This is a genomic window from Photorhabdus tasmaniensis, from assembly GCF_011189505.1.
Lineage (GTDB): Bacteria > Pseudomonadota > Gammaproteobacteria > Enterobacterales > Enterobacteriaceae > Photorhabdus > Photorhabdus tasmaniensis.
This window is the reverse complement of record NZ_PUJU01000048.1, coordinates 16,225-39,103: the sequence shown is the minus strand read 5'-3', so window position 1 is coordinate 39,103 and position 22,879 is coordinate 16,225. Positions and strand designations below refer to the sequence as shown.

Sequence of the window (22,879 nt, the reverse complement as noted above, 5' to 3'; positions counted from 1 at the left end):
ATCCCCCACCGCGCGTTGGGTGTTTCTGGCCTTTGAAGGGATCAGCACCTTTGAATTTCAAGAACATAAAATGGTGACAGGAATGCAATCTTACCACCATGAGCTTTTGAGTTTATTAGGTGCACAATATAAAGCGGTTTATTCCTGAATTAGGTGCGGAATGAAGGATATAATACTAAAAAAGCATTATCATTATAAATATAATAACAAGCGTTATTGAATATTTTCAACTAGTTAAGTGTTATACCTGACCCGCGTAAAGAAATTAACAAAAAGCATGAATTAATGGATGTGCTCTTTCTGGTATTTGCTGCGGTATTAAGTGGGGCCTGTGGCTGGAAATCTATTCAGGATTTTGGGGAAACCCAGCTTGAATGGCTCAAAAAGTACAGCGCCTATGCGAATGGTATTCCACTGCGACTTTGTGGTTCAATTCAAAGGTAATCAAAAAACTTTGGCGGAGTTTGTCAAAAAACGGTTTTCCTCTGTTTATAATAGCGATGAAGCAGTCTGAGTTCCCTCAAAAAGAGGGAACTATCAGGTGAGAAATCAGAACTTCTGGGAGATACTGAATTTAATGTTACGTCCAACCCCGGAAACTGATTCACCGAGGTATGGGCGATAATCACGATTAAACAGGTTATTTACCGTGACACGTGCTTCAAGATCTTGCCAGAAAGTAGGTTGCCAACTGGCGAATAAACCATGCAGTGCATAACCTTTACTTTTTTTTAGTGCCCAGTAACTTGCTTCTGGATCCCCGCTTGTAGGAGAACGATCTTGCTTACGGATAAAATCACCAGTCCATCCCATTGTCATTTGCCATTGAGGGATTTTTACGCCTAACATGGCGTGGGCAGAGGTGGGTGGAATTTCCGCAATCCAGGTTTTGTTACCCCAGGGATCGCGTGGTGAAGCGTCTCTTTGACCACGGATAGTTGAGTAAGCAAGTTTTCCAAACAGGTAATCGCTGTCGTAGAAAGTTTCGATTTCCAGCCCCTGAATGGTGTATCCCGGTAAATTACGGTAGTTGGATATTGGTTTCTCACAACTTGATGATTTATTGTTGATCTGCGCTTTACACATCACACCACGGCGGACAAATATTTCATTTTTGCCTCGGTTACGGAACAGCGTTGTGCGGATTTGCAAATTATCTTGTTCCAAGATCAAATTGTCGAAATCCAATATTACACCTGCTCTCAATCCCGTTATTCTTTCCGTATCCAGATTACGGCTACTGCCAGTAGTATTCGTGCGTGCAGATTGTACTTCATATTGTTCATCTACTAATGGAGCACGCCATGTCCGGCTGATATCCGAAAATAGAGAAAGGTGATTAGTTGCCTTCCACATAATACCTAAATGGGGAGACCAGCCGGTATAAGTAACACTGCTGTAATCGTGCCCGATATTTGGTGAACTATTATTGTAGATTGCAGCGATATTTGGCTTCCCCGTATTAGTGATATGGTTATAGCGAATGCCTGGTGTTGTAGTCACACTGCCGATAACTATTTCATCCTGCAAATAGAAACTACTCGTTTTTTGCTCTCCTGAAGGCATGTAGCTTGGTTGAAAATAGCCATAATTATAATCAGGGTTTTTGTCTTTACTCTTATCGTGAATAAGAGTATTGCGTTGATTTTTATGCCAACGAACTCCAACTAATAATGTGTGTTCTATTGGCCCGGTTATAAAAGTACTTTCATTATTTATATCTGCTAAGTTATCCACATAGTTGATCCAGCTTTCATTTCCCAATGAACCTATATAATGGTTGTAGGCGTTTTCAGAGCGTTTATCATGCTGTTCTGTTTTTGAATAGGCATAGGTTGCTGTCAGGTTAAGTAATGGATTATCTTCCGGTGCGATATTCCATTTAGCTGTGTAATTTTGGTCTGTTTGATCACGATAAACTAATTTCCGGTGCCAGGCTTCATTCCAACCATATTTTTCAACTTCGGCTTCTGATGGAATAGCGATATCATCGCGTTTGGCTGCCCACGGCTGCCAGCCCGCAGAATCAGAACGCATAGCGGAAAGTGTCAATGTGTGAGTATCATTCAGGTAAAAATGAGTTTTCAGTAAGTAGGATGCCTGATCACTCTTAGAGAAAGCAAAGCGGGTACCATCTGGCCGTTTAATATTGCCGCCATCCCGTTTGCTCATATATAACAGGCCGTCAGCGAAACCTTCTATTGTCCGGCCATAGACTGCGCTGCTATAAATATTTTGGCGATCATTGGTGTGATAACTGTATTTCAGTAATCCACCAAAATCTTCTCCCGGCCGTAACAAATCACTGGCATCTTTGGTAACAACTTTAACTGTTCCGCCAAATCCGCCATTACCATCAAGTAGGTTATGCGGGCCTTTATCGACATCCACCCGTTTGATTAATTCCGGCTCAATAAAGATAGATCCTTGGCGATATTTTTCGAAACCTTTTGGTGCATCATCCAGTGTGATTTTTATGTCTTCTGTATCACCCATTCCCCAGATGTTCAGGGTTTGACCTCCTGGGCGGGGCGAGCCTGACATCGAAACGCCAGGGAGTTGATTGAGTAACTCGGCGATATTGTCTGCCTGGGTACGCTCAATATCTGATTTTCTTAATACAGAACTTCCCGCGCTGACGCTATTGTTTAATTCCCCAATAACGGAAAGCGCGGGAAGGGCAATCACCTTCTCTGACTTTTCTAACCTTTCTGCGGCTTTTTGTGTTTCATTCTCCTGTGCTGTCAGATAACCGGGCAGGCCCGTACTAAGAACAATCATGCCTGATAAAGCATAACGAACAGTGCGATTTATTTGCTGTGTTGTTCCTGATACGGATGTTTTTTGTTGTTTCCCGAGATTTTTCATTGCCATAAATACCTTTGGAATGTAGCCAAGTAAAAGAACTTCATTTAAATAGGTCACTTGACGAAGGAAATCGGGTAGAAAAAAGTTAATAACGGGATTAACTTTTTTTTCTGATTGATCTTAATGATGGGTTACTGTGTTTTTATACAGTTCATGATGATTGGTCAAAGCAAAATGCGAAAGATTATGCATGTGGATTGTTTCAATGGTAATTCCCCTGCCACTATATCGGAGCAGGGGAGATTTGATTAAGATTTTTCAGGAATAGCTTTCAGAACTGCGGTCAATAGTTGCCAATATTGTCCAACACTTTTGATGTGAACCTGTTCGTCAGGGGAGTGAGCGCCTGTGATAGTTGGCCCGATAGAGACCATATCCATATCAGGATAAGGTTTCTTAAACAGACCACATTCCAGCCCTGCGTGGATCACCATAATATTGGGTGTTTTATCGAACAGCTGTTGATAAGTTTCACGTACCAGGTGCATAACCGGAGAATTTGCATCCGGCTGCCAGCCTGGATAATCGCCTTTGGCAGTAATTTTAGCGCTTGATAGTTTAGCCAAGGAACCGAGCATGCCTATAATATAGGATTTGCCGCTGTCGATAAGCGAACGGATCAGACAAATAATATTGACCTTATCCTGCTCCATCGCCACAACGCCCACGTTGAGAGAGGTTTCTACTACGCCTTTGATGATGTCGCTCATACGGATAACACCGTTTGGTGTACTGTTCAGCAATGAGATAAAACGGTTCTGGCAATCATCAGTCAGTGCCTGAATATCGGTTTCAACCTCTTCTAGCAATACAGTTAGGTTTTTCTCGACGATGGCATATTCATTTTTCAGGATCCCCAAGTAGTTATCTTTCACTTGGGTCAGCTGCGCTGTTTTATCGGCGGGGACGGCAACAATAACATGACCTTCACGTGGAATGGCATTACGCAGCGTACCGCCCTGGAACTCAAGCAGTTTTAGCTCCAGTTCCTCAGTATGTGCCGCCAGGAATCGTGCCAGTAGTTTGTTGGCATTGCCCAGTCCTAGATGAATATCACAACCGGAATGCCCGCCTTTTAGACCTTTGATGGTGAGTTTTAGTGTTTTGTAGTGAGTCGGAATCGTTTCACGGGTAAGTGCTAATGTTGTGGTGAAATCGATACCTCCGGCACAACCCATGTAGATTTCGCCTTCTTCTTCTGAATCGGTATTGATTAAAATATCAGCTTTCAGCCAGCCCGGTTGCAGGCCAAAAGCACCATCCATTCCGGTTTCTTCCGTCATGGTCAGTAAAACTTCCAGAGGACCATGTTTTACGTTGTCATCAGCCAGCACAGCTAATGCTGACGCCAGGCCAATACCATTATCTGCACCCAATGTTGTACCTTGTGCAGTAACCCATTCACCATCAATATAAGGACGGATAGGATCTTGAGTGAAGTCATGCTCCGTATCGTTGTTTTTCTGTGGCACCATATCAAGGTGAGCTTGCAGAACAACCGTTTTACGATTTTCCAGCCCTTTACTGGCTGGCTTTCTGAGCAGAATATTGCCAACCTGATCGCGTTCAACGTGCAAGCCTTTTTCTTGCGCCCATTGAACGATGTGAGTCGCCAGCGCTTCTTCATGATAAGAAGGGTGAGGAATAGAGCAGATTTTGGCAAAGATGTCCCACAGCGGCTGAGGGGATAATTGTGATAGTTCTGACACGACGAATCTCCTGTGACTGCATCTCAATAAGATGGAAATACTACTCTCTACCCGAGATATAGGTTTTATTATTACGAGCGATTAACGTTATGATGCTATTGAGCTCAGAATACCACTTTCTTTTGGTAAGGATAATGTGATTCATCGATTCCCTGTTTCCGCTGGTTTTTGCTAGCCTAAATCAATATAATCTCGCGCAACTTTTTCTACGAAAACTCTTTTCTGAAATATTCTTAAGTTGCTGGGATCAATTCTTATGAGCGAAAAATATGTTGTAACTTGGGATATGTTGCAAATACATGCCCGCAAATTGGCGCAACGTTTACTCCCTGTCGAACAATGGAAAGGCATTATTGCTGTGAGTCGAGGGGGGCTTGTACCTGGCGCTCTCCTGGCACGTGAATTGGGTATCCGTCATGTAGATACTGTCTGTATTTCCAGCTATGACCATAATAATCAGCGCGATCTGCAAGTGCTGAAAAAAGCAGAAGGTGATGGTGAAGGTTTCATCGTTGTAGATGATTTGGTCGATACTGGGGGCACGGCTCAGGTTATCCGTGATATGTATCCCAAAGCGCATTTTGTGACTATTTTCGCCAAACCAGCAGGTCGTCCTCTTGTTGATGATTATGTTGTTGATATTCCGCAAGATACTTGGATCGAGCAACCTTGGGATATGAGCGTAGTATTCGTGCCGCCAATTTGTGAAAGTAAATAAAATCAGCATTTGTTATGGCAAATCAAAATCTTTCAGAATCACTTTTTAAGCCAAGGCAAAAGCATCAGGAAACTTCCATGCTGGTAAAGCACCGCCATCCCCGGTTGATTGCCGGTAATTACAATACGTTGGATGGTAATAGTCATGGACGCTGGTATCGTATGATTAACCGGCTGATGTGGATTTGGCGAGGAATTGATCCCTTTGAGATAGAAGAAGTGTTGTGTCGGATTGCCATGGCAAACGCTCAACGTAGTGATGATAATTTACTGGATACCGTGGTTGGGTATCGTAAAGGTAATTGGATTTTTGAGTGGTCACATCAGGCGATGCTGTGGCAACAGAAAGCGTTACAGGCCGATCAAACCACAACAGCAGGTAATTTCTGGTTGAAAGCGGCCAATTTGTATAGCATCGCCGGTTATCCTCATCTCAAAGGTGATGATCTGTCTCAGCAGGCCGTTGTTTTAGCAAATAAAGCCTATGAAAATGCCGCCCGTTGCTCTGACTATCAGTTGAGAAAGATAGAGTTCAAACTGAAAGAGGGCGGTTGTGTCACTGGTTTTCTGCATTTGCCTCAACGGCCACAAGGACCCGCTCCAACTATTTTGGTGTGTGGCAGCTTAGATAATTTGCAAAGCGATTATTATCAGTTATTCCGTGATTATCTGGCACCTTTGGGATTCGCGATGCTGACTGTGGATATTCCTTCAGTGGGTTATTGTTCACGTCTGCGATTGACTCAGGATACTTGTACTCTTCATCAACAAATAATTCATCAACTGGATGAAATTCCTTGGATTGACCATACGCGGGTTGGTGTTTTTGGTTTCCGCTTTGGTGCCAATATTGCCGTTCGCCTGGCATATTTGGAATCTAAACGTATCAAAGGTGTTGCCACTTTTGGCGCTATTGTTCATGAGTGGCTCAATAGCGCTGAACGCCAGCAAAATGCCCCTGCAATGTATCTCGATATGTTTGCCAGTCGGATGGGTATTTATAACGTTGATGAAAATGCGTTTCGCCTCGAACTTGGTTGTTATTCCCTTAAAAAACAAGGCCTGTTAGGCCGACGTTGTTCCGTTCCTATGCTGGCTGGTTACTGGCAGAATGATATTTTCAGCCCGAAGGAAGAATCAAAGCTGATAACAATGTCATCAATGGACAGTAAATTATTGACTATTCCGGCAACGCCTGTTTACAGCAGCTTCAATAAGGCATTACAGGAAACCAGTCAGTGGTTGAAAAATAAAATGGGTTAGTTGAAATTGAGGGCATAAATTTATTTTGAACTCACATTTTTTCAATTTATCGTTATGCCTGTTGGCATAACGCTTCTCTCCTGCTAAAACTGAACGCTGTTTTTTCAAATTAAATATAACGGCAAAAATATGATGAATGGTAGCCAAACATTGGTTGTAAAGCTGGGGACAAGTGTATTGACCGGCGGCTCTCGTCGTCTGAACCGGGCTCGCATTGTCGAGCTGGTACGCCAATGTGCTCAACAACATGAAAAAGGCCACCGCATTATTATTGTAACTTCCGGGGCTATTGCGGCTGGCCGGGAACATCTGGGATATCCGGATTTACCTGCAACTATTGCTTCTAAGCAATTGCTGGCGGCAGTAGGTCAGAGCCGGTTGATTCAGCTGTGGGAACAGTTTTTTTCTATTTACGGTATTCATGTTGGTCAGATGTTACTGACCCGTGCGGACTTGGAAGATCGGGAGCGTTTTTTAAATGCCAGAGATACCTTAAATGCTCTGCTTGATAATCGCATTGTTCCTGTAATCAATGAAAATGATGCGGTTGCGACCGCAGAAATTAAAGTGGGTGATAATGATAATTTATCTGCACTGGCAGCAATTCTGGGTGGAGCAGATAAACTGTTATTATTGACTGATATTGAAGGGCTATATACTGCTGATCCGCGCAGTAATTCAAATGCAGAACTTATTCCGGAAGTTTATGACATCAGCGACGAATTACGTATGGTTGCCGGTGATAGCGTTTCCGGTTTAGGGACGGGCGGAATGGCGACTAAGCTTCAGGCTGCGGGTATTGCAGGCCGGGCCGGTATTGATGTCATTATTGCTGCCGGTAATAAACCTGATGTTATCGCGGATGTCATTGAAGGTAATCCGGTGGGGACGCGCTTTCATGGGCTGGAAAGCCCGATGGAAAATCGTAAGCGTTGGATTTTTGGTGCCCCTCCTGCGGGTGAAATTATTGTTGATCACGGCGCTGAAACCGCAATCTGTGAAAAAGGCAGCTCTTTGTTGCCGAGAGGGATTAAAAATATTAAAGGTGATTTCTCCCGTGGAGAGGTTATCTGTATTCGTAGCCTGTCTGGTAAGGATTTGGCGCATGGCGTTTGCCGTTATAACAGTGATGCTTTGCGTTTGATTGCAGGCCACCATTCACAGCAGATAAACCAAATTCTCGGTTATGAATATGGCGCTGTTGCGGTTCATCGTGACGACATGATTGTGAGTTAAGGATTCATAATGTTAGAGCAAATGGGAAAGGCTGCCAGAGAAGCCTCATGGCAACTGGCACAGCTAAGTACAAAACAGAAAAATCAGGCATTAATCCACATTGCAGATTTGCTGGAGCAGGAAAGTGCAATCATTCTCGAAGCTAATCAGCTTGATATGGCTCAGGCTCGTGAACAGGGAATGAGTGAAGCGTTGCTGGATCGTCTGTTATTGACACAAGAACGTTTGGCAGCGATAGCTAACGATGTTCGCCAGGTGTGCCGTTTATCTGACCCAGTAGGGCAAGTTATTGATGGTAGTTTGCTCGATAGTGGTTTGAAGTTAGAACGTCGCCGTGTACCGCTTGGTGTGATTGGGGTGATTTATGAAGCCCGCCCTAATGTCACTATTGATGTTGCATCTCTGTGTTTGAAAACAGGTAATGCAGTTATTTTGCGTGGTGGTAAAGAAACTCATAACACCAATCAGGCAACAGTGAAAGTCATTCAGCAGGCACTTGAGCAGAGTGGGTTACCTGCCGCAGCCGTGCAGGCGATAGATAAACAGGATCGTGAATTAGTTACTCAGCTACTGAAAATGGATCGTTATGTGGATATGCTGATTCCACGCGGTGGCGCTGGGTTGCATAAGCTGTGCCGTGAACAGTCAACCATTCCGGTTATTACCGGTGGTATCGGTGTCTGCCACACTTTTGTCGATGAAAGTGCCGATTTCGATAAGGCATTGACTGTCATCACTAACGCTAAGGTTCAACGACCGAGCGCCTGTAATGCTTTGGAAACGTTGCTGGTACATCATAGGATCGCGGCAGATTTTCTGCCTGTACTGAGCAGGAATATGGCAGGACAAGGTGTTACCCTTCACGCGAGTCAATCAGCAAAGGAATTTTTGCGGGAAGGCCCTGCAACAGTCGTGGATGTGACAGAAACAGATTACAGTGATGAGTGGTTATCTTTGGATATGAATGTGGAAATTGTTAGTGATATTGACCGGGCAATTAGCCATATCCGTACATACGGCACATCCCATTCTGATGCGATTCTGACCGAATCTTTGCACAATGCTGACTATTTTGTTCGTCAGGTAGATTCTGCGGCGGTTTATGTGAACGCCAGCACGCGTTTTACCGATGGTGGACAGTTTGGTTTGGGGGCGGAGGTTGCCGTCAGTACTCAGAAACTGCATTCCCGTGGTCCAATGGGATTAGATGCGCTGACTACGTATAAGTGGGTTGGTTATGGAGATAATTTAATCCGTAAGTAAGCTGTTTATTGTTACCCCAACAGTGTGTCTGATTAATAGATATATCGGTAGGATCATGCTTCGGGGTAGCTTTTTTCCTATAGATTAATTTTTGATTTTACGTTGATGTAAAGTTCTGGTTACTATAGCTGTTAATATATTTTTAATGATGAAATTTACCAAGGATATCAGGCAATGAACCCAATATTGTTTATTGTAGGTGCGCGTGGGGCAGGAAAAACGACGATTGGAAAGTTATTAGCCAATGAGTTATCGTACACATTTATTGACACCGATCATCATATCCAACAAATTAGTAATATGACCATTGCGGATATTGTTAACCAGCAAGGGTGGCAGCAATTTCGACAATTGGAAACTAAGGCTTTACAACAAGTTAGTCAAAGTAGCCGGGTTATTTCCACCGGCGGTGGGATTATTCTTTCCGCTGAAAATCGCCAATATATGCGACAAAATGGTACGGTGATTTATCTTCAGGCGTCCGCTAACATATTGGCTGAACGATTAATGCAGCAGCCGGAAAGTACTCAACGCCCCAGTTTAACTGGAAAATCTATTGTTGAAGAAATGGAAGAAGTACTCACCGCCAGGGAGAATCTCTATTGTGAGTGTGCAGATCATATTATTAATGCGCAACTTTCACCGGAAAGAATTATAGCTTGTGTGAAAGAAATTATTCTTCCGAGAAGAATATCCTGACGCTATTTTTTTAAAAAAATAATAATATTATGGTATCGAATGGATAAATAATATTTTCTATTTATTTTTCAAATGGGTTGAGATACGAATATGTTGTTTAAATTTCTAAAACTTGTTTTTCGTTTAATGTTCCGTTTGACGATAGAGGGAGATATTAAACAATTTACCCACCCAAAATGCCTTATCACACCTAATCATGTCTCTTTTCTTGATGGTGTTTTGCTAACACTTTTCTTACCTGTCAAGCCGGCATTTGCTGTCTACTCCAGCATTGCAAACCAAGGGTTTATGAAATGGGTAAGGAGGTATATTGAAGTAGTTCCTTTGGATCCAATAAATCCAATGGCCGTCAGGGGACTGCTCAAAGCAATAGAGAAAGGGAGGCCGATAGTTGTTTTTCCTGAAGGACGAATTACGGTTACTGGTTCTTTGATGAAAATCTACGATGGAGCGGCTTTTATTGCCGCTGTATCGGGGGCAATGGTGGTACCTGTCCGCATTGAGGGGTTGGAACAAACGATATTCAGCCGATTAAAAGGTATCTTCAAACTTCATCTTTTTCCGAAGGTGACAATAAAAATTCTGCCTGCCACACAATTGCCAATGCCGGATGCGCCTAACGCGGACCAGAGACGCCGTTTGGCGGGAGAACGTTTGCATGAAATTATGATGAGTGCACGAATGGCGACTCGTCCGCAAGAGACAATATTTGAATCTTTACTGGTTGCACAAAAGCGATTTGGCCGCTTTAAGCCCTGTATTGAAGATGTTTCTTTTAAAGAAGATAGTTATAACAGTTTGCTTAAAAAAACGCTGGGTATTAGCCGTATTCTGCAACGTTTTACCTGTCGGAATGAACGGATTGGTTTTCTTTTACCCAATACCACTATTATGGCAGCGGCTATCTTTGGCGCATCTTTGAGAGGCAGAATTCCCGCCCTGTTAAACTATACCGCAGACAGCTACGGGCTGAAAAATGCCATAACAACCGCCAGTATCAAAATGATTGTGACTTCCCGGCAGTTTCTGGAAAAGGAGCAGTTAACGCATTTATCTGAACAGGTTACTGAGGTTAATTGGGTTTATCTTGAGGATTTGAAAGGTACAGTGACTTTGCTGGATAAATTATGGATCTTGTGGCATCTCTTTTTTCCGAAACAAGCGATGGCGGCGCAAAAACCAGATGATGATGCATTGGTGTTGTTCACGTCCGATTCAGACGGTGTACCAAAAGGTGTGGTTCATAGCCACGCTAGTTTGTTGGCAAATGTGGAACAGATAAAAACCATTACTGATTTCAATCCACTTGACCGTTTTATGTCTTCTGTACCACTGTTTCATGCATTTGGATTGACTGTTGGCCTGTTTACGCCACTGTTAACGGGTAGCCGGGTATTCCTTTATCCAAATCCACTGCATTATCGAGTGGTGTCAGAATTGGTATATGAACGTAACTGCACCGTATTGTTGGGTTCATCGACTTTCCTGGAGAATTGTGCCTATTTTGCCCACCCATATGATTTTGTACGTCTTCGCTGTGTTATGGCGGGTGTTGAAAAGCTCGCTGAGAACACTAAACGTGTTTGGCAAGATAAATTCGGGATCCGCATTCTGGAAGGGTATGGAATGACAGAATGTGCGCCTGTCATTGCATTGAATGTACCAATGATGGCTAAGGCCGGGACTGTTGGGCGAATTTTACCGGCAATGGAGTTCCGTTTGATTCCAGTGGCAGGTATTGGGGAAGGGGGATGTTTGCAACTGCGTGGCCCGAATGTTATGAAAGGGTATCTGAGGGGTGATGATCCAAATCATTTGGAACGTCCATCGGCAGAAGATGAGCATGGGAATATTCAGTGTGGCTGGTTCGATACTGGAGATATTGTTTCAATTGATGAACAAGGATTCTGTACTGTTCTTGGTCGGGTGGAACGTTTTGCTGAATTGTCAGATGAAATAGTGTCACAGGACCGTGGAGAAACTTGCATTGCAAGTCTCTCCTGACGCCAGACATGTTGTTACAGTTAAGAGTGATCATAGCAAAGGAGAAATATTGGTGCTGTTCACTACTGATTTGGAATTTGAATACTCATTAATGCTTCAGACTGCTCAGGAATAATAATCGTGAATGTATCCTCTGTTGTTGCTCAACCGCTATTAACCCGTGGTATGAAAGCTGTATTGGCATCACAGTTTTTTTCAGCTTTTGCTGATAATGCTCTGTTGTTTGCGATTCTGGCACAGTTGAAAGCCCAGTTTTATCCTGACTGGAGCCAGCCGATATTGCAGATAGTGTTTGTCCTTGCGTATATCCTGTTGGCGCCTTTTGTCGGGCGAATAGCAGATCGTTTTCCCAAAGGTCGTGTGATGCTGTTTGCCAATAGCTTAAAACTATTGGGCGCGCTTAGTGTTTGTCTGGGTTATGATCCCTTTTTTGGCTATGCTTTGGTTGGGATTGGTGCAGCGGCATATTCACCGGCCAAATACGGAATCTTGGTTGAATTGACAGATGGTGATCGCTTGGTGAAGGCGAATGGTTTGGTGGAAGCTTCAACGATAGTTGCTATTCTCACCGGTTCTGTGGCAGGTGGTTTTTTGTCTGACTGGAGCTTGACAGTCGCATTGTTTACTTGTGCACTGACATACGGTATTGCTGCCATTGTTAATTTATTTATTCCTCGATTGTCGGTGGCCCGTCGCGGCAAGGGCTGGAATCTGAAAAAGATACTGACAGATTTTACCTCAGCATGTTGCATTCTTTGGCATAACAAAGAAGCCCGATTTTCTTTGGTTGGAACCAGTTTATTCTGGGGGGCTGGGATCACACTGAGATTTCTGTTGGTGTTATGGGTGCCTGTTGTTTTGGGAATTGTCGATAACAGCACGCCAACAGTACTTAATGTGATGGTTGCTATTGGGATTGTTATCGGCGCAGGTATTGCTGCGCGTTTTATTACATTGAGAACAGTCCGCCGTTGTATGCCTGCGGGTATTTTAATTGGCGTGATGGTGGTAATTTTTGCTGTTCAGCAGAGTCTCTGGGCTTCTCACGTCATACTTATTATTCTCGGCATTTTTGGTGGCCTGTTTGTCGTTCCGTTGAATGCCTTATTGCAGGAAAGTGGCAGGCAAACGGTTGGGGTTGGTAATGCAATCGCCGTGCAGAATTTGGGTGAGAATACCGCCATGTTACTGATGCTTGGCCTATATTCATTGACCATTAAAATAGGTATTCCGGTTGTCACAATAGGGATAAGTTTTGGTGTGTTGTTTGTGCTGACAATCACGGGTTTGTGGATTTGGAATCAGTTTCAGAAAAATTGATCTTTTATTGGATAAAAGGTGTGTTTATGGATGAAAAAATTCTGACTCAGTTTAGTATTGAACTGGGAATGAAACTGAGACAGCAGAAATTGTGGGTGACTTGTGCTGAATCTTGCACAGGTGGCTGGCTGGCAAAAGCAATTTCAGATATTGCCGGTAGCTCTGCTTATTTTGACCGGAGCTTTGTGACATACAGCAATAAAGCCAAACATCAGATGCTTGGTGTATCAGAAACCACCTTACAGCAATATGGCTCTGTCAGTGAACAGGTTGTGAAAGAGATGGCAGCAGGGGCGTTGAAAGTAGCGCAAGCCGATTTGGCGGTTTCTATCAGTGGTATTGCCGGGCCTGATGGTGGTAGTGAAGAAAAGCCTGTTGGCACAGTATGGTTTGGGTTTGCATATCGTACAGTCAATGGGATAGAAGTTGTATCCCGTCATTGTTGTTTTAATGGTGATCGAAATGAAGTACGCCTTCAATCTGCAATTTATTCTCTGAAGACATTGTTATCAGAGATTATAAAAAATTAGCTTGATGCTGTATGACTATACAGTATAATTGCAGGCAACATTTTGGTATTAAAAATTATTCATCGGCAGTGAGGTAACCCTTTCATTGCTTACGAGGGAGTAAAAATGGCTATTGATGAAAATAAACAAAAAGCACTGGCAGCGGCACTGGGCCAAATTGAAAAACAGTTTGGTAAAGGTTCCATCATGCGTCTGGGCGAAGACCGTTCAATGGACGTTGAAACTATCTCCACTGGCTCACTGTCACTAGATATTGCATTAGGTGCTGGTGGCTTGCCGATGGGACGCATTGTCGAAATCTATGGCCCGGAATCTTCTGGTAAGACAACGCTGACATTACAGGTTATTGCCGCAGCACAGCGTGAAGGTAAAACTTGTGCGTTTATTGATGCTGAACACGCCCTTGATCCTGTCTATGCGAAGAAACTGGGTGTTGATATTGACAATCTGTTGTGTTCTCAGCCAGACACAGGAGAACAGGCTCTTGAGATTTGTGATGCGTTGACACGTTCCGGTGCGGTTGATGTCATTATTGTCGACTCCGTTGCGGCTTTAACACCAAAAGCTGAAATCGAAGGAGAAATCGGTGATTCTCATATGGGGTTAGCTGCTCGTATGATGAGTCAGGCAATGCGCAAACTGGCGGGTAACCTGAAAAGTTCCAATACGCTTTTGATCTTTATCAACCAGATCCGGATGAAAATTGGTGTTATGTTCGGTAACCCCGAAACCACAACCGGTGGTAATGCGCTGAAATTCTATGCTTCTGTACGTCTGGATATTCGCCGCATTGGTTCTGTGAAAAATGGCGAAGAAGTCGTTGGTAGCGAAACCCGTGTTAAGGTTGTGAAAAACAAAGTGGCAGCGCCATTTAAGCAAGCAGAATTCCAGATTATGTACGGTGAAGGCATCAACACTTATGGTGAATTGATCGACTTGGGTGTGAAACATAAATTGGTGGAAAAAGCAGGTGCGTGGTACAGCTACAATAGTGATAAAATTGGCCAGGGCAAAGCGAATGCAACTATCTACCTGAAAGAACACCCTGAAATTGCTACTGAGCTGGATAAAAAATTACGCGAAATGCTGCTACACAATACTGGAGAGTTCAGCAGTGCTGCTTCTGATTATGGAGACAAAGAAAACGAAGAGTTGAATAACGAAGAATTCTAATCTGATTATATTGATAGCCTGTATTCTGGTATTAAAGCTATAAAAGTTTTGTCACCAAACTTATAACCGCGTTAATAATGACGCGGTTTTTTCTCTCAGAAAGCAAGTATTATCCATATTATGCGATCATGCTTTCAGAAAATACCCAGACGATTTACAATACTGCCAGCGAATGGATGTATCTGGGATTTTACTTCTAATGGAAGAAATTTTATCTTATCCCCACTTTGTTTATTCGTGAGTTGAAAATAGGTGATGAAATATTCCACCTAACCAATTCATAAATCTGTTTTTTCCAGCTTGATTTCGGGACAATTATGAGCAAAAGCACCGCTGAGATCCGTCAAGCGTTTCTCGACTTTTTTCATACTAAAGGGCATCAGGTAGTACCAAGTAGTTCTTTGGTGCCAAATAATGACCCAACACTGCTGTTTACCAACGCAGGGATGAACCAGTTTAAGGATGTATTTCTTGGGCAGGACAAAAGATCTTATTCCCGAGCAACAACTGCTCAACGTTGTGTTCGTGCCGGTGGTAAACATAATGATTTAGAAAACGTAGGTTACACCGCACGTCATCATACTTTCTTTGAAATGCTGGGTAATTTTAGTTTTGGTGATTACTTCAAACATGATGCGATTAGCTATGCTTGGGAGCTTCTGACCGGCAAGGATTGGTTCAATTTGCCTAAAGAAAAATTATGGGTGACTGTCTATCAGACTGATAATGAAGCCTATGATATCTGGCAAAATGAAGTTGGAATACCAGCAGAAAGAATTATCCGTATTGGTGATAACAAAGGTGCACCTTATGCATCAGATAACTTCTGGCAAATGGGTGATACCGGTCCTTGTGGCCCTTGTACTGAAATTTTTTATGATCATGGTGATCATATCTGGGGTGGACCGCCAGGAAGTCCAGAGGAAGACGGTGACAGGTATATTGAAATCTGGAACATCGTCTTTATGCAGTTCAACCGTCAGGCTGATGGTACAATGGAACCGTTGCCAAAACCATCCGTAGATACCGGTATGGGGTTAGAGCGTATCGCTGCTGTATTGCAGCATGTTAATTCCAACTATGAGATTGATCTGTTCCGTGAGTTGATTGCTGATGTGGCGGGTGTTACTGGTGCTACAGATGATCTGAGTAATAAATCTCTGCGGGTTATTGCCGACCACATCCGTTCATGTGCGTTCCTGATTTGTGATGACGTTATTCCTTCCAATGAAAACCGTGGTTATGTTTTGCGCCGTATTATCCGCCGGGCTATCCGTCACGGTAACATGTTGGGCGCTAAAGATACCTTCTTCTACAAATTGGTTGCTCCATTGATAGAAGTGATGGGCGCTGCGGGAGAAGAACTTAAGCGTCAGCAAACTATTGTTGAGCAGGTTTTGAGAACAGAGGAAGAACAATTTGCCCGTACTCTGGAGCGCGGTCTTCAATTACTGGACGATGAACTATTAAGACTGTCCGGTGATATTCTGGATGGTGAAACTGCCTTCCGTCTGTACGATACCTATGGTTTTCCTGTAGATTTAACTGCCGATGTTTGCCGTGAGCGTAATATTAAGGTTGATGAAGACGGTTTTGCCGCTGCAATGGAAAATCAGCGTCGTCGGGCCCGTGAATCAAGTGGTTTCGGCACGGATTATAATGAATTGATCAATGTTGATGAACGCAGTGATTTCTCTGGTTATGATCATAACGAACAGCAGGCAATAGTAACCTCTATCTTCCGTAATGGCGAATCAGTCAATCAAATTCAAGCGGGTGAAGAAGCGATTATTATACTGGATAAGACCACTTTTTATGCTGAGTCCGGTGGGCAAGTTGGTGACTGGGGTATTCTGAGCAATAATGATTGTGCTTTTGATGTTACTGATACACAAAAATACAGTCAGGCTATCGGTCACATCGGTAAGCTTGCAAAGGGTACCTTAAGTGTAAACCATAAGGTCAATGCTGTTATTGATATAGAACGTCGTGATGCAATCCGTTTGAATCATTCAGCAACCCATCTGTTACATGCTGCATTACGTCAGATTTTAGGTGAACATGTATCTCAGAAAGGCTCCTTGGTTAACGATAAATATCTCCGCTTTGATTTTTCTCATTTTGAAGCAATGAAACTGGAGCAGATCCGTCAGGTTGAGGATTTGGTTAATGCCGAAGTTCGTAAGAATTCACCGATCGTGACGGAATTGATGGATTTGGAAGCAGCAAAAGCCAAAGGTGCTATGGCACTGTTTGGTGAAAAATACGAAGAGCAAGTTCGTGTACTGTCAATGGGGAATTTTTCTACTGAATTATGTGGCGGGATTCACGCAAGCCGTACTGGTGATATTGGTTTATTCCGGATTACTGCTGAATCCGGAACGGCTGCGGGTATCCGTAGGATTGAAGCAATTACGGGTAAAAAAGCGTTGGAATCTGTGCACCAACAAGCTAATTTGCTCCAGGATATTGCTCAATTGGTGAAAAGTGATATCAATAACTTGAGTGAAAAAGTACGGGTAACACTAGATAAAACCAAAGCACTGGAAAAAGAGCTCCAACAGCTTAAAGATCAACAGGCTACACAGGAAAGCTCTTCTTTGGCAAGTAAAGCGAAAGACTTTAACGGTGTGAAGTTGCTGGTTAGCCAGTTAAGTAATACAGAGCCTAAAATGTTGAGAACTATGGTTGATGATCTAAAAAATCAACTGGGTTCAGCAATTATTGTGCTTTCTACTATAAGTGATGATAAAGTCAGCCTAATTGTTGGTGTCACAAAGGATCTGACTGCTAGAATAAAAGCAGGTGAGTTAATTTCTTCTGTAGCTCAACAAATCGGTGGTAAAGGTGGTGGTCGCCCTGATATGGCCCAAGCAGGTGGTTCTGATGTTAAAGCGTTGCCTTCTGCTTTGGATAGCGTGGAAGAGTGGGTAGCATCGCGGCTTACCTGAATTACCTGAGTTTAGAGGGCACCATGATAGCTGTTTTTATGGTGCCTTGAAGTCTTGTTGTGAAATTGTTAAAAGGTTGAGCGCACATTTATTTATTTTGGCTAAACTATATATGTAGGAAATGCGCTCAAAATTGCTTATACTTTAAGCATATAACATTGTTTTACGTTTTCACGGTGTTTGGATGGATAATAGCGGGGAAACCTAAAGACCCGACTCTTTTAAATTTTCAAGGAGCAAAGAATGCTTATTCTGACTCGTCGAGTTGGTGAAACGCTCATGATAGGCGATGAGGTAACAGTTACAGTACTGGGGGTTAAAGGTAACCAAGTTCGTATTGGTGTCAATGCCCCTAAAGAAGTTTCTGTTCACCGTGAAGAAATTTATCAGCGGATTCAGGCAGAAAAATCTCAGCCAACAACTTATTGACTTTAAGTTGGCGTCCTATCTTTGTCAGAACCGGGCGCCATTTTTGAAGTATCTCATCTCTGTTAGTTGTTTATTCCCTTTATTCTTAAATTGTTACCTATCTTCCCAATCTTTTTTGTTTTTCTATCGTAAGAAAAAACAACGTCCATGATGCTATTGTGGGAAATAATGGCTTGCATACATTTCAATTGAAGATAGGGTAATTTGCTGCTGACAAAATACACTCTTTGTCGTCAAACCATCCATCTTGTGCGTGAAGTATCCAAACAAACACAGGTTTAGAAAAATTGTTTGACTTATAAGTCTGGGAAAGTAATATGTGCGCCACGCAGTGACGAGGAGCTTAAATAAAAGTTCTGAGCCACAGTTCGAAAAATAGCTCGAAAGAAAGCGTACGGTGAGATGGCCGAGAGGCTGAAGGCGCTCCCCTGCTAAGGGAGTATGCGGTCAAAAGCTGCATCGAGGGTTCGAATCCCTCTCTCACCGCCATTTTAAGACCATGCATCCATAGCTCAGCTGGATAGAGTACTCGGCTACGAACCGAGCGGTCGGAGGTTCGAATCCTCCTGGATGCACCATCTTAACCTTAAGATGAAGTTATCTAAGGTATCATTCAGGTAATCAAAGCAACTACTGCCTTTTACCAGAGTAACAAACGAAACATGCATCCATAGCTCAGCTGGATAGAGTACTCGGCTACGAACCGAGCGGTCGGAGGTTCGAATCCTCCTGGATGCACCATATTTAACCTTGAGATGAAATTATCTAGGGTACTATTCAGATAATCGAAGCAGCTACTGCCTTTTACCAGAGTAACAAACGAAACATGCATCCATAGCTCAGCTGGATAGAGTACTCGGCTACGAACCGAGCGGTCGGAGGTTCGAATCCTCCTGGATGCACCATCTTAAGAGCCCCGTTTAAAAAACGGGGCTTTTTCTTTATCTGTAATCAACCAGCCCCTTGTATAGCACTGAAATACTTTTGCTTATATATCTAATCAGCGACAATTTGACTTGTTTAAGATAAAGTAAACCCTTATAAAAATTCTTCTAAAACACTACGGGAGGTCGAATTGATCCCGGACGTATCAAAGGCTCTATCATGGCTAGAGGCGCATCCGACAATTTTAAAGGGAATTCGTCGCGGTGTTGAGCGTGAAACATTGCGTGTTACTTCAGAGGGTGATTTGGCGGCAACGGAGCATCCTAAAGCACTTGGCGCAGCGCTTACGCATAAATGGATTACGACTGATTTTGCAGAGTCATTGTTAGAGTTCATAACACCAGTCGATGATGACATAAAATATACTATTTCATTTCTTAGCGATATTCATCGTCATACGGCGCGTGTTCTGGATAAAGAAAAAATGTGGCCTTTGAGTATGCCATGCTTTATTGATGCGGAAGAGAACATTACTCTGGCTCAGTATGGTACATCGAATATTGGTCGCTATAAGACGTTATATCGTGAAGGGCTGAAAAACCGTTATGGCGCTTTGATGCAGACCATATCTGGGGTTCATTACAATTTTTCATTGCCGATTGAGTTTTGGCAGGCATGGGCTGGCGTTGAAGATGCAGAGAGTGGTAAAGAGCGGATCTCAGAGGGTTATTTCCGTTTGATCCGCAACTACTATCGTTTTGGATGGGTGATTCCCTACTTGTTTGGCGCTTCTCCAGCAATTTGTTCTTCATTCTTGCGTGGCAGAGAGACTTCTTTGCCTTTTGAGCGCATAGAAAATGGAGCTTGCTATCTGCCTTATGCGACTTCATTAAGAATGAGTGATCTGGGATATACCAATAAATCACAGCGTGATCTGAATATTACGTTTAATAACCTTCGTACCTATGTTGAAGGGCTGAAAAAAGCGATTCACAAGTCGTCTGATGAGTTTGCTAAGTTGGGGATTAAGCAAGGTAACAAATATATTCAGCTCAATACAAACGTCTTACAGATTGAAAATGAGTTGTATGCGCCAATCCGGCCTAAACGTGTTGCAAAAGGGAATGAATCGCCTTCTGATGCTTTACTGCGTGGAGGGGTGGAATATATCGAAGTTCGTTCATTAGATATTAATCCATTTACGGCGATTGGGGTCAATGAAACACAAATTCGCTTTCTTGACCTATTCTTAATATGGTGTGTGCTTGCTGAAGCGCCGGAAATGAGTAGTGATGAGTTGGAGTGTTGCCGCAAAAACTGGAATAGAGTGATCCTTGAAGGGCGTAAACCAGGGCAAGTGATTGGCCTTGGCTGTGGCAGCGTGGAGGAACCATTAGCTAGAGTTGGCAAAGAATTATTCAATGACTTGAAACGGGTTGCTGAAATACTGGATAGTTGTTCTGGTTCGCAATATCAGAAAGTTTGCGAAGAATTGATTGCTATGTTTGATGATTCATCACTGACTTTATCGGCTCGTGTGCTGGAAAAAATGAAGACTCAGGGCATTGGTGGCTTTGGGCTGGAATTGGCAGATGAATATCATCAGCAATTAGTCAATGAAAAATATGAGGTTATTAGCGACGAACAGTTCGCAATAGAACGTAGGGCCTCCGTGGAGCGACAAGACGCGTTGGAATATGAAGATACCATCAGTTTTGATGAATATCTGAAACAACAGGCAGGATGCTAGAGAAGAAAATGGCCACGAATAATAGTGGCCAAATAAAAACTTCTGGAAAAATAGGAATGGCAATAATTGCGCGTCTTTCATTCTTTACGACCGGTGGTAGATGAAAAGGTTTCATTTGCTTGTAAAAAATCTGAATTTTTTGTGGAGATGAAGAAATGCCTTTACTAGATAGTTTTACTGTTGACCATACTCGTATGGCTGCACCAGCTGTAAGAGTGGCTAAAACCATGAAAACGCCTCATGGTGACACCATCACAGTTTTTGATTTACGCTTCTGTGTGCCAAATAAAGAGGTTATGCCAGAGAAGGGTATTCATACACTTGAGCATTTGTTTGCTGGTTTTATGCGTAACCACCTCAATGGTGATGGTGTTGAAATTGTTGATATATCGCCAATGGGATGCCGAACAGGTTTTTATATGAGCTTGATTGGTGCACCAGCAGAAATACGGGTTGCTGAAGCGTGGAAAGCTGCAATGGCTGATGTATTGAAAGTGAAAGATCAGAGTCAGATCCCAGAGCTAAATGTTTATCAGTGCGGTACTTATCACATGCATTCACTGACAGAGGCTCAGGATATTGCCCGTCATATTCTTGATTCAGATGTTCGTGTTAATAAGAATGATGAATTGGCATTGCCAGAAGAAAAGCTAACACAATTGCATGTATAGTTTATAACAGCGATGATATTTCGGATTTTTTCGATGAGATGTTAGCAGGAGTATACCGTTGGGGGCGTAGCACATACCTCCAACGGTATGGATCTTAAGTGATCATTTAAGCTGTTTGTGTTTTTTGCCCGGTAAGTTGGTTGATGGGCGTGACTCGAACTTGTTTAATGACATTATCGTTCACAGAAAGCACTTCAAAATTATATTTGCCAATTTGCACTTGCACGTTCAGCTCTGGTATTTCTCCTAATTCTTCAAGCACCATACCATTAACAGTTCGAGGCCCATCAACAGGCAATGCCCAATCAAACGCTTTATTTAATTCGCGGATGTTGGCTGTCCCGTCGACTAAAATAGTACCGTCACTTTGGGGAGAAACTTCTTCAGCCAGAGATGGAGACATTGATGTTGTAAAATCACCGACAATCTCTTCGAGGATATCTTCAACAGCGACCAGACCTTGAATATCACCGTATTCATCAACGATAAGCCCGGCTTTTTCCTTATTGCGTTGGAAGTTTACCAACTGAACATTAAGTGGAGCACTGATCGGGATATAGTAAATTTTATCCGCTGCTTTAATCAGGTTTCTTTTGGTGAACTCTTTTTTTTCCGTCATCAATCGGTAAGCTTCACGTACACGGAGCATGCCAATAGCATCATCAAGTGAATCACGATAAAGCACGATCCGTCCATGAGGTGAATGAGTTAACTGACGTATGATGGATTTCCAGTCATCATTAATATCAATACCAACAATTTCATTACGGGGAACCATAATGTCGCCGATGGTGACTTTCTCCAAGTCTAAAATTGAAATCAGCATATCCTGATTTTGCCGTGATAGCTTGGCATTTGATTCATTCACAATAGTGCGTAGTTCGTCTTTACTAATTGCATCACTGTGACTAGTAGGGTGTTTGATGCCAAGGCAACGCATTAACAATAAGGTAATTCTATTTAGCAGCCAAACTAACGGCATCATGATTTTTTGTAATGGGCGCAGCAGGAAACTGCTCGGAAAAGCGATCCTTTCAGGATAGAGGGCGGCTATAGTCTTTGGCATAACTTCAGAAAATATCAGCACGATAAAAGTCAGAACACCTGTTGCGATAGCGACCCCAGCATCACCATAAAGGCGTATGCCAATGATGGTAGCGAGTGCTGAGGCTAGAATATTAACCAAATTGTTGCCGATAAGAATCAGGCTTATAAGCCGGTCAGGATGACGAAGCAATGCTTCAACTCTACGTGCAGAACGGCTTCCTTGCTTTGCCAGATGACGTAAGCGGTAGCGGTTCAGTGTCATCATACCTGTCTCAGAAGCAGAGAAGTACGCTGAAACCAGAAGCATAATGATTAAAATGATAATTAATGTGCTTGTTGAGACATGCTCCAAAGCAAAATTCCT

General features: G+C 42.9%; 15 protein-coding genes, 4 tRNA genes and 2 pseudogenes. 18 read left to right on the top strand and 3 right to left on the bottom strand.

The annotated features are described in order from the left end of the window. Positions 1-243: 243 nt before the first annotated feature. A pseudogene (locus tag C5471_RS18235) lies at positions 244-426 on the top strand (transposase family protein); the annotation flags it as partial. Between the two features lie 123 nt (positions 427-549). Here the strand turns inward: C5471_RS18235 and C5471_RS18230 are convergent. Both C5471_RS18230 and pepD read right to left on the bottom strand, forming a co-directional pair. Then, positions 550-2,868: a TonB-dependent hemoglobin/transferrin/lactoferrin family receptor gene (locus C5471_RS18230; protein ID WP_207627393.1), complete on the bottom strand. Its 2,319-nt coding sequence runs from the start codon at positions 2,866-2,868 to the stop codon at positions 550-552. A gap of 248 nt (positions 2,869-3,116) precedes the next feature. Continuing rightward, on the bottom strand, positions 3,117-4,577 hold the full coding sequence (gene pepD / locus C5471_RS18225; RefSeq protein ID WP_133816131.1) for a beta-Ala-His dipeptidase: 1,461 nt from the start codon (positions 4,575-4,577) through the stop codon (positions 3,117-3,119). Between the two features lie 256 nt (positions 4,578-4,833). On the opposite strand from pepD, the gene gpt reads away from it, so the two are divergent. The 17 genes and pseudogenes from gpt to luxS all read left to right on the top strand — a co-directional run bounded on the left by gpt (position 4,834) and on the right by luxS (position 21,468). Beyond that, positions 4,834-5,295, top strand: coding sequence for a xanthine phosphoribosyltransferase (gpt, locus tag C5471_RS18220; RefSeq protein WP_021325967.1), 462 nt, complete (start codon positions 4,834-4,836; stop codon positions 5,293-5,295). Between the two features lie 14 nt (positions 5,296-5,309). Next, positions 5,310-6,557, top strand: a complete 1,248-nt coding sequence (frsA, locus tag C5471_RS18215; protein ID WP_133816132.1) for an esterase FrsA — start codon at positions 5,310-5,312, stop codon at positions 6,555-6,557. Between the two features lie 132 nt (positions 6,558-6,689). Further along, entirely contained in the window at positions 6,690-7,793 is a 1,104-nt protein-coding gene (proB, locus tag C5471_RS18210; protein ID WP_133816215.1) for a glutamate 5-kinase, read from the top strand. A 9-nt stretch (positions 7,794-7,802) separates the two neighbouring features. Continuing rightward, on the top strand, positions 7,803-9,056 hold the full coding sequence (gene proA / locus C5471_RS18205) for a glutamate-5-semialdehyde dehydrogenase (RefSeq protein ID WP_133816133.1): 1,254 nt from the start codon (positions 7,803-7,805) through the stop codon (positions 9,054-9,056). 174 nt (positions 9,057-9,230) lie between these two features. Further along, positions 9,231-9,755 (top strand): shikimate kinase AroL, encoded by a 525-nt coding sequence (gene aroL / locus C5471_RS18200; protein WP_133816134.1) that lies wholly within the window; start codon positions 9,231-9,233, stop codon positions 9,753-9,755. A 90-nt stretch (positions 9,756-9,845) separates the two neighbouring features. Further along, positions 9,846-11,871 (top strand): annotated as a pseudogene (gene aas / locus C5471_RS18195) (bifunctional acyl-ACP--phospholipid O-acyltransferase/long-chain-fatty-acid--ACP ligase); the annotation flags it as partial. Between the two features lie 53 nt (positions 11,872-11,924). Next, positions 11,925-13,079: a lysophospholipid transporter LplT gene (lplT, locus tag C5471_RS18190; protein WP_133816216.1), complete on the top strand. Its 1,155-nt coding sequence runs from the start codon at positions 11,925-11,927 to the stop codon at positions 13,077-13,079. Positions 13,080-13,105: 26 nt separating this feature from the next. Further along, positions 13,106-13,609 carry a nicotinamide-nucleotide amidase gene (pncC, locus tag C5471_RS18185; protein ID WP_133816135.1) on the top strand — a complete coding sequence of 168 codons (504 nt, stop codon included), beginning with the start codon at positions 13,106-13,108 and terminating at the stop codon, positions 13,607-13,609. Positions 13,610-13,714: 105 nt separating this feature from the next. Further along, positions 13,715-14,782 (top strand): recombinase RecA, encoded by a 1,068-nt coding sequence (gene recA / locus C5471_RS18180; protein ID WP_133816136.1) that lies wholly within the window; start codon positions 13,715-13,717, stop codon positions 14,780-14,782. Between the two features lie 317 nt (positions 14,783-15,099). Continuing rightward, positions 15,100-17,733: an alanine--tRNA ligase gene (gene alaS / locus C5471_RS18175; protein WP_133816137.1), complete on the top strand. Its 2,634-nt coding sequence runs from the start codon at positions 15,100-15,102 to the stop codon at positions 17,731-17,733. 243 nt (positions 17,734-17,976) lie between these two features. Continuing rightward, on the top strand, positions 17,977-18,162 hold the full coding sequence (gene csrA, locus C5471_RS18170) for a carbon storage regulator CsrA (protein WP_002209449.1): 186 nt from the start codon (positions 17,977-17,979) through the stop codon (positions 18,160-18,162). A 396-nt stretch (positions 18,163-18,558) separates the two neighbouring features. Next, positions 18,559-18,651: transfer RNA gene (locus C5471_RS18165), tRNA-Ser, on the top strand. A 12-nt stretch (positions 18,652-18,663) separates the two neighbouring features. Then, positions 18,664-18,740, top strand: a tRNA-Arg gene (locus C5471_RS18160). Between the two features lie 86 nt (positions 18,741-18,826). Further along, positions 18,827-18,903: transfer RNA gene (locus tag C5471_RS18155), tRNA-Arg, on the top strand. An 87-nt stretch (positions 18,904-18,990) separates the two neighbouring features. After that, positions 18,991-19,067, top strand: a tRNA-Arg gene (locus tag C5471_RS18150). A 170-nt stretch (positions 19,068-19,237) separates the two neighbouring features. Further along, positions 19,238-20,797, top strand: coding sequence for a glutamate--cysteine ligase (gene gshA, locus C5471_RS18145; RefSeq protein ID WP_133816138.1), 1,560 nt, complete (start codon positions 19,238-19,240; stop codon positions 20,795-20,797). Positions 20,798-20,952: 155 nt separating this feature from the next. Further along, entirely contained in the window at positions 20,953-21,468 is a 516-nt protein-coding gene (luxS, locus tag C5471_RS18140) for an S-ribosylhomocysteine lyase (protein ID WP_133816139.1), read from the top strand. Between the two features lie 106 nt (positions 21,469-21,574). On the opposite strand, the gene C5471_RS18135 is transcribed toward luxS, so the two are convergent. Then, complete coding sequence (locus C5471_RS18135) at positions 21,575-22,867, bottom strand: HlyC/CorC family transporter (RefSeq protein WP_166296231.1); 1,293 nt, start codon at positions 22,865-22,867, stop codon at positions 21,575-21,577. Between the last annotated feature and the right edge of the window lie 12 nt (positions 22,868-22,879).

Bases quoted from the DNA above. Each gene is read 5' to 3' on its own strand.
- C5471_RS18230 (WP_207627393.1), bottom strand. From the start codon at position 2,868: ATGAAAAATCTCGGGAAACAACAAAAAACATCCGTATCAGGAACAACA.
- gpt (WP_021325967.1), top strand. From the start codon at position 4,834: ATGAGCGAAAAATATGTTGTAACTTGGGATATGTTGCAAATACATGCC.
- frsA (WP_133816132.1), top strand. From the start codon at position 5,310: ATGGCAAATCAAAATCTTTCAGAATCACTTTTTAAGCCAAGGCAAAAG.
- proB (WP_133816215.1), top strand. From the start codon at position 6,690: ATGAATGGTAGCCAAACATTGGTTGTAAAGCTGGGGACAAGTGTATTG.
- proA (WP_133816133.1), top strand. From the start codon at position 7,803: ATGTTAGAGCAAATGGGAAAGGCTGCCAGAGAAGCCTCATGGCAACTG.
- aroL (WP_133816134.1), top strand. From the start codon at position 9,231: ATGAACCCAATATTGTTTATTGTAGGTGCGCGTGGGGCAGGAAAAACG.
- lplT (WP_133816216.1), top strand. From the start codon at position 11,925: ATGAAAGCTGTATTGGCATCACAGTTTTTTTCAGCTTTTGCTGATAAT.
- pncC (WP_133816135.1), top strand. From the start codon at position 13,106: ATGGATGAAAAAATTCTGACTCAGTTTAGTATTGAACTGGGAATGAAA.
- recA (WP_133816136.1), top strand. From the start codon at position 13,715: ATGGCTATTGATGAAAATAAACAAAAAGCACTGGCAGCGGCACTGGGC.
- alaS (WP_133816137.1), top strand. From the start codon at position 15,100: ATGAGCAAAAGCACCGCTGAGATCCGTCAAGCGTTTCTCGACTTTTTT.
- csrA (WP_002209449.1), top strand. From the start codon at position 17,977: ATGCTTATTCTGACTCGTCGAGTTGGTGAAACGCTCATGATAGGCGAT.
- luxS (WP_133816139.1), top strand. From the start codon at position 20,953: ATGCCTTTACTAGATAGTTTTACTGTTGACCATACTCGTATGGCTGCA.